The organism is Alphaproteobacteria bacterium (genome assembly GCA_019746225.1).
Lineage (GTDB): Bacteria > Pseudomonadota > Alphaproteobacteria > Paracaedibacterales > VGCI01 > VGCI01.
In genome coordinates this window covers 1-2,083 of record JAIESE010000050.1, presented here as the reverse complement: position 1 = coordinate 2,083, position 2,083 = coordinate 1, and the positions used below count along the sequence as shown (strand labels likewise).

Below are 2,083 nucleotides of genomic sequence, written 5' to 3'. Positions count from 1 at the left end.
AGAGGGATCGCAATGACATGGAAGGAAAAGAAACGGTTCAAGGTTGCGTCAGACACGACATAGTCGCCACGTATCCATAAAGATAAATCTGAGCCAATAAAGGGAATCGAGCCAAACAAATTAACGATAACCTGCGCACCCCAATAGGACATCTGTCCCCAAGGTAGGAGGTAACCAAAGAAGCCCTCAGCCATTAAGCACAGGAAAATTCCAAAGCCAAACAACCAAATCAATTCACGAGGCTTACGATATGAACCGTAGAGAAGCGCACGAGTCATATGCAAATAAACAATAATAAAAAAGCATGACGCCCCAGTTGAATGCATATACCGCACCAACCAACCTGAAGGCACTTCGCGCATGATGTACTCCACCGAAGCGAAAGCTAAATTAGCATCTGGCTTATAGTGCATCACTAGGAAGATTCCAGTCACAATCTGGATGACCAACACCAACATGGCTAAGGAGCCAAAGATATACCAAAAATTAAAGTTCTTAGGAGCGTAGTACTGACCCCATTGATCATTCCACAATTTAGTCAGCGGAAAACGGGAATCTATCCAATTTAAGGATTTATCGACGACAGATGCGTCATCCGGAAGTTTTTTCTCAACAAATGCCATGATTAAGTAGCCTCGCCTTTCTCATCCTTGCCGATGATGATTTTTGTATCTGACAGGTACATGTGCGGAGGCACATCCAGATTTTGTGGTGCTGGTTTATTCATAAATACCCGGCCAGCTAGATCGAATGTAGAACCATGGCATGGGCAGAGGAATCCACCAGTCCAATCTTCAGGGAGAGAAGGTTGAGCACCGTGTTCAAATCTGGAGTTAGGTGAGCAACCTAAATGTGAACATACGCCCAAGGCAACGAGAATCTCACTGTGCTCTTTACGGGAACGAGATGCCTTTTCGCAATAACTCGGCATCGCCATATTGTAATGGTTCTTCGAATCAGGATCGGCCAGCTTCTTTTCGGAACCTTTTAAGCTTGCCATCATTTCTGGCGTACGCTTTAAAATCCACACTGGCTTACCACGCCATTCTGTTGTCAATAAATTTCCAGGTTGCAAACTAGAAATATCCACTTCCACCGGACTACCGGCTGCTTTCGCCTTTTCTGACGGCGCAAAAGTACTTACCAGTGCTCCTGCGGTCGTCAAACCTGCCACGCCACCGGCGGCACAGGTCGCCACCAAAAGGCCACGACGACCCGGATCGACTTGCTTTTCGATACTCATACAAACCCCAATCTATCTAATTTCGAAACTTGATGAAGCTATATCACACTTCTTGCAACCTTAAATTATAAAGGAGCAGAGAGGTGATATAAAGAAAAAGATGCTGTAAAGGTCAATTTATGCCTGATTGCCACAGTAGAAGTACGTTTTCGGCTGACTTTCCGATATTTTCAGATATGATTTGCACTACAAAAGAATAGTAGATTTGCAAAAAGTGTAGCTGGAGACAGTATTTGGCATGAAAGTTTTACATAAGTTCACGAAAACAAGAACACAAAATAATGCTCGCACATTATTATTTGTGCGCTATCAAGCAAGATTCCGGATTGAACCTAGAATTTCCATTGGAATTTGAGATGATGACGGATGCACTTTTTGAGGCAAGTTTTGTGAGAATGAGGCGCAAATAGCATCAAAGCTGCGCCTAATGGAAAATTTGGGCTGAATAAACTATTTAAACTATTTTAATTAAAATTATTGGAGATGATTTATGGGCATGATGCAAGAATTTAAAGAATTCACTGTCAAAGGCAATGTGATGGACTTAGCGGTGGGTGTCATCATCGGTGCTGCCTTCGGCAAGATCGTAGATTCACTAGTTGCCGATATCGTGATGCCTATTGTGGGGAAAATTTTTGGCGGCCTTGATTTTGCCAACTATTTTATTGCGCTCAATGGACAAACCGCGACGACCTTAGTCGAAGCTAAAAAAACCGGTGCGGTACTCGCCTACGGTAATTTTCTCACCATCTCACTCAACTTCATCATTCTCGCCTTCATTATTTTTCAAATGGTACGCATAGTCAACAAAGTACGTAACAAGGAAGCTGAAGCAGCGCC

General features: G+C 43.3%; 3 protein-coding genes. 1 reads left to right on the top strand and 2 read right to left on the bottom strand.

Going from position 1 to position 2,083, the window contains the following annotated elements:
* Positions 1-626: cytochrome bc complex cytochrome b subunit (locus tag K2Y18_08630; protein ID MBX9805799.1), on the bottom strand; the 626-nt coding region annotated here is incomplete at its 3' end.
* Positions 626-1,243, bottom strand: coding sequence for a ubiquinol-cytochrome c reductase iron-sulfur subunit (petA, locus tag K2Y18_08625; GenBank protein MBX9805798.1), 618 nt, complete (start codon positions 1,241-1,243; stop codon positions 626-628). The genes K2Y18_08630 and petA, both read right to left, overlap by 1 nt.
* A 490-nt stretch (positions 1,244-1,733) precedes the next feature.
* On the opposite strand from petA, the gene mscL reads away from it, so the two are divergent.
* A partial coding sequence (gene mscL, locus K2Y18_08620) for a large conductance mechanosensitive channel protein MscL (protein ID MBX9805797.1) occupies positions 1,734-2,083 on the top strand: 350 nt, incomplete at its 3' end.

Excerpts from the sequence above, each read along its gene's own strand:
- petA (MBX9805798.1), bottom strand. The coding sequence starts at position 1,243 with ATGAGTATCGAAAAGCAAGTCGATCCGGGTCGTCGTGGCCTTTTGGTG.